This window comes from Streptomyces sp. NPDC059443, assembly GCF_042750105.1.
Lineage (GTDB): Bacteria > Actinomycetota > Actinomycetes > Streptomycetales > Streptomycetaceae > Streptomyces.
Genome location: NZ_JBHYVM010000009.1, coordinates 45,580 through 50,980 on the forward strand (window position 1 = coordinate 45,580; position 5,401 = coordinate 50,980).

Consider the following 5,401-nt stretch of genomic DNA (forward strand, 5'->3'; position numbering starts at 1 on the left):
AGTCATCTCTGCTGATCACCGCCGTGTACCGGGCGCGCCGGGCTGAGGCCGGGGGCCCGCTGTGGCGCCCGCACGCCACGGGGGCCACGGGCCCGGATGCGCCGCCGGGCCCGAGGCGGCATCACCACCTCGGGCCCGGCCGTGCGTGCAATGGCGGAACTACACGCCGATCGCGACCGTCGGCTCGCCCGACATCACGCCGTCCTTCTCCATCTGCTCGGCGATCTTCATCGCCTCTTCGATCAGGGTCTCCACGATCTTCGACTCCGGCACGGTCTTGATGACCTCGCCCTTCACGAAGATCTGGCCCTTGCCGTTGCCGGAGGCGACGCCCAGGTCGGCCTCACGTGCCTCGCCCGGACCGTTCACGACGCAGCCCATGACCGCGACGCGCAGCGGGACCTCCATGCCCTCCAGGCCCGCCGTGACCTGCTCGGCCAGCTTGTACACGTCCACCTGCGCACGCCCGCAGGACGGGCAGGAGACGATCTCCAGGCGGCGCGGCTTGAGGTTCAGCGACTCCAGGATCTGCCGGCCGACCTTGATCTCCTCCACCGGCGGGGCCGACAGCGAAACGCGGATCGTGTCGCCGATGCCCTCGGAGAGCAGCGCGCCGAAGGCGACGGCGGACTTGATGGTGCCCTGGAAGGCCGGGCCGGCCTCGGTGACGCCGAGGTGCAGCGGGTACTCGCACTGGGCGGCCAGCTGGCGGTAGGCGTTGACCATGACGACCGGGTCGTTGTGCTTGACCGAGATCTTGATGTCGCTGAAGCCGTGCTCCTCGAAGAGGGAGGCCTCCCACAGCGCGGATTCGACCAGCGCCTCGGGGGTGGCCTTGCCGTACTTCTTGAGCAGTCGCGCGTCGAGCGAGCCCGCGTTGACGCCGATCCGGATCGGGGTGCCCGCGTCCTTGGCGGCCCGCGCGATCTCCTTGACCTTGTCGTCGAACTGCTTGATGTTGCCGGGGTTCACGCGGACGGCGGCGCAGCCGGCGTCGATCGCGGCGAACACGTACTTCGGCTGGAAGTGGATGTCGGCGATGACCGGGATGTTCGACTTCTTCGCGATCACGGCGAGGGCGTCGGCGTCGTCCTGCGTCGGGCAGGCCACGCGCACGATGTCGCAGCCGGAGGCGGTCAGCTCTGCGATCTGCTGGAGCGTGGCGCCGATGTCGGAGGTCCTGGTGGTCGTCATCGACTGCACCGAGATCTGTGAGTCGCCGCCGACGGCCACCGAGCCGACCTGGATCTTGCGGCTGACCCTACGGTCGGCAAGCTTCGTCGGCACGGCCGGCATTCCGAGAGAGATGGCAGTCATCTGCTGTGCAACCCCAAGGTGTGGATCAAGGTGTGGATCGAGGTCCCGAGATCGGCGGGCTCCAGCCTTCGAGATTACGCCAATCAGCGCGCGCCCCGCGCATCGGCAGGGCGTGTGCCACTCGAACGCGGGGAGCCGGGCACGATGTGTGCCCGGCTCCACGTCCGATGCTGTAGGGGGCGGCCGATCAAGTGATCTTGATCGGGTTCACCACGTCGGCGACGAGCACCAGCAGGGTGAAGCAGACGAAGACGGCCGCCACCACGTACGCGGCCGGCATCAGCTTCGCCACGTCGAAGGGGCCCGGGTCCGCGCGCCGGAAGACCCGCGCCACACCGCGCCGCAGCGACTCCCACAGGGCTCCCGCGATGTGCCCGCCGTCCAGCGGCAGCAGGGGCAGCATGTTGAAGAGGAAGAGCGAGAGGTTGAACATGCCCAGGACGCTCAGCCAGCCCGCCACCTTCTCGCTGGCCGGCATGTCCATCATCGCGATCTCACCGTTGATGCGGGCCGCGCCGACGATGCCCATCGGGGAATCGGGCGCGCGCTCGGCGCCGTTGAAGGCGGAGTCCCACAGCGCCGGGATCTTGCCGGGGAGCTTGGTCAGGGCCTGGACGCTGCCCTGGACGACCTCTCCGACGCGGTCCACCGACTGGCCGAAGGTCAGCGGGGCGATCACCTTCTTGGCGCTGAAGCCGAGCCAGCCGGCCGGCACGTACTCGCCCTTGACGTAGCCGCCGTGACCGTCCGACTTGGGGACGATGTTCTGCACGAGCTTCGCGTCGAGCTGCAGCCGCTTGCCGTCGCGCTGGACGGTGATGACGGCGGGGCCGATGGTGTCGCGGATCTTGCCCGAGAGGGCGTCCCAGTCCTTGACCGGCTTTCCGTCGAAGGCCACGATCTTGTCGCCCACCTGGAGCCCGGCGGCCTTGCCGGGGGCGATCGGGTCGCCGTCCTTGCAGGTCTTGCGGTTCTCCTTCTGGCTGAGGACGCAGTCGGAGACGGTGTCGACCGTGGTGGTCGTCTGCGCCACCCCGTAGGTCATCCACAGGCCGAAGAAGATCGCCATCGCCAGGACCAGGTTCATGAACGGTCCGGCGAACATCACGATCACGCGCTTCCACGGCTTGCGCGTGTAGAAGAGCCGCGACTCGTCTCCGGGCTGCAGCTCCTCGTACGCCGCCGAGCGCGCGTCCTCGATCATCGAGCGGAACGGCGACGTGGAGCGGGCGCTCACCTTGCCGTCCGCGCCGGGCGGGAACATCCCGATCATGCGGATGTAGCCGCCCATCGGGATGGCCTTGATCCCGTACTCGGTGTCGCCCTTCTTGCGCGACCAGATGGTCTTGCCGAAGCCGACCATGTACTGGGGCACGCGGATGCCGAAGAGCTTGGCCGTCGAAAGGTGGCCGAGCTCGTGCCAGGCGATGGAGATGAGCAACCCGATCACGAAGACGAGGGCACCGCCCAACATCAGCAATAGGTTCATGCGCGCGCCTCCACTGCGGCCCGTGCCGCCGTCTCCCGTGCCCGGGCCCTGGCCCAGGTCTCCGCTTCAAGGACGTCCGCGACCGTGAGGGAAGTTCCCGCGGCGGGAGTCCCGTGCTCATCGACCACGGCAGCGACCGTATCCATGATTGCTGTGAACGGCAGCCGCCCGGCGAGAAACGCCTCTACGCATTCCTCGTTCGCCGCATTGAACACGGCGGGCGCGGTACCGCCCAGGGCGCCCACGTGGCGGGCCAGACCCACCGACGGGAAGGCCTCGGTGTCCAGCGGGAAGAACTCCCAGGTGGAGGCCTTGGTCCAGTCGAAGGCGGGGGCCGCGTCGGGGATCCGCTCGGGCCAGCCGAGGCCGATGGCGATCGGGCCGCGCATATCGGGCGGGGTGGCCTGGGCGAGCGTGGAGCCGTCCGCGAACTCGACCATCGAGTGGACGTACGACTGCGGATGGACCACGACCTCGATCCGCTCGAAGGGGATGTCGTAGAGCAGGTGCGCCTCGATGACTTCCAGACCCTTGTTGACCAGCGTCGCCGAGTTGATGGTGATCACCGGGCCCATGGCCCAGGTGGGGTGCGCGAGGGCGTCCTTGACGGTGACCCCGGCGAGCTCGGCGCGGGTGCGGCCGCGGAAGGGTCCCCCGGAGGCGGTGACCACGAGCTTGCGCACATCGGCGCGGGTGCCGGCGGCGAGCGCCTGGAACAGCGCCGCGTGCTCGGAGTCGACCGGGATGATCTGACCGGGCTTCGCGAGGGCCTTCACCAGCGGGCCGCCGACGATCAGCGACTCCTTGTTGGCGAGGGCCAGGGTCCGGCCGGCCCGCAGCGCGGCGAGGGTGGGCGCGAGGCCGATGGAGCCGGTGATGCCGTTGAGGACGGTGTGGCACGGCGAGGCGGCGAGCTCGGTGGCGGCGTCCGGCCCGGCGAGGATCTCGGGCAGCGGCTCACCGGGGCCGTACTGCGCGTCGAGCGCTTCCTTCAGGGCCGGTACGGCGTCTTCGCGCGCGACGGCCACGGTGTTCACGCGCAGCAGCCGGGCCTGCTCGGCCAGCAGGGCGACCTTCCCGCCCGCGGCGGACAGCGCGGTGACCCGGAACCGGTCCGGGTGGCGCAGGGCGAGGTCGATGGCCTGGGTTCCGATGGAACCGGTGGAGCCGAGGATGACGATGTCCCGCCGGCCGGCCGCGGGGTCGAAGAGGAGGTGCGGATCGGCGAGGGGGGCTGGGCGGTCGCTCATGCTCCCATTGTTGCCGCAACTCAGGGGCGGTTGGACACGGAGCCCCCTTCCGTGATCCGCAGGAGGAGGTGCGGGAGCGTCCCGGCGAAGTCCGGGAGCGTGACGGCCACGCGCCACCAGGCGTCCGGATCGGAACCGATGGCCAGGGCGAACAGCCGGTCGGCCTCCGCCCGCGCGGCGAGGACCGGCGCGGCCCAGTCGTGGCGGTCGGGGTGGTCCACGTCACCCAGCCAGTGGTTCTCGTCCAGGGCCCAGCAGGCGGGCGCCTTGTGCCGGATCACGTCCTCGCCGGTGAGCAGCCCGCGGGCGAGGCAGTCGCGCACCCACCGGATGTCCTCCTGGACGGTCTCCATGGGCACCGCGAGGCTCGCCAGGGCCAGTTCGCGCTCCACTCCCCCGACGGGCTCGGCGGACCCGGGGGCCAGCGAGCGCACCGTCTCGGCAAGCCCGGGGACGGGCGGGCCGTCGGCGGGCTCCGGCAGGGTGCCGCGCACGATCCGGGCCACGAGGACCGGCAGGGTCCCGCGGAAGGCCGGGGCGTGGCGGAGCAGCTCCGCCCAGAGCCTGGGGTCGTCGCGCAGGGGGCGCAGCGCCCGGGAGACGGCCGTCCGCATCCCCGTGTGCTCGGGCAGGGACCAGCGCAGCCCGTTGCGGACGCGCAGGTTCGTGAGCAGCAGGGTGCGGTGCGCGGGGGCGACGTGGGCGACGAGCTCGTCGAAGGTAAGGAGCCCCATCCGGACGGCTCGTACGGCGGGCCGGTACCAGCGGTACCCCGACGCGTCATGGGTGCCGGCGTCGAGGAGCGCCCGGCAGACCTCGCGGGGCAGGCCGCCGACCAGCAGCAGGGCCTCGACCACGCTGGGCGGCAGCGGGTCCCGGGCGTGCTCGCGCAGCAGCGTCCCGGGGTCGAGGGGGTCGTGCGGCATCCGCAGCAGGGTGAGGGGGATCCGGGGCCGGCGGCCGTGGCGGCGCAGCAGCTCGATCAGCTCTTCGGCGGTGAACGGCCCGGGGCCGATCGCCCGGAGCAGCTCGGGCGAGGGCCCGGGGCGGGCCGCGTAGCGCGTCGGGCCGGGCAGGCCGGGCAGGGGCCGCCCGACGACGTGGGGGTTGCGGGCGACGTACTGCCGGTCCTCCGCGCTGCCGTGGCGCAGCAGCAGGGTGACGGTGGAGGCCGACAGCCACTCGTCGCGGCACAGGTACTTGCGGGCGGGTGCGTCGAGCCGGCCGATCAGGTCGGCGACGACGTGGTCCGGTGCGGGGGGCGGGTGCTGGGCCCCACACCCCGGCCCCGGGAGGGGGGGGGGGGGTTGCCCTAGCCGGGGGCTAGGGTTAGACGGCATTGCCC

4 protein-coding genes are annotated in these 5,401 nt (G+C 71.5%); all 4 read right to left on the reverse strand.

The genetic code is table 11. From position 1 onward, the window contains the following. Positions 1-159 precede the first annotated feature (159 nt). Positions 160-1,317, reverse strand: coding sequence for a flavodoxin-dependent (E)-4-hydroxy-3-methylbut-2-enyl-diphosphate synthase (gene ispG / locus ACFXDJ_RS11330; protein ID WP_356653332.1), 1,158 nt, complete (start codon positions 1,315-1,317; stop codon positions 160-162). A 187-nt stretch (positions 1,318-1,504) separates the two neighbouring features. Next, positions 1,505-2,806, reverse strand: coding sequence for a M50 family metallopeptidase (locus ACFXDJ_RS11335; protein WP_384662030.1), 1,302 nt, complete (start codon positions 2,804-2,806; stop codon positions 1,505-1,507). Beyond that, a complete protein-coding gene (gene dxr / locus ACFXDJ_RS11340; RefSeq protein ID WP_384662033.1) occupies positions 2,803-4,056 on the reverse strand; it encodes a 1-deoxy-D-xylulose-5-phosphate reductoisomerase in 1,254 nt (417 codons plus the stop codon). The genes ACFXDJ_RS11335 and dxr overlap by 4 nt, the downstream gene beginning before the upstream one ends. 20 nt (positions 4,057-4,076) lie before the next feature. After that, positions 4,077-5,401: hypothetical protein (locus tag ACFXDJ_RS11345; RefSeq protein WP_384848902.1), on the reverse strand; the 1,325-nt coding region annotated here is incomplete at its 5' end.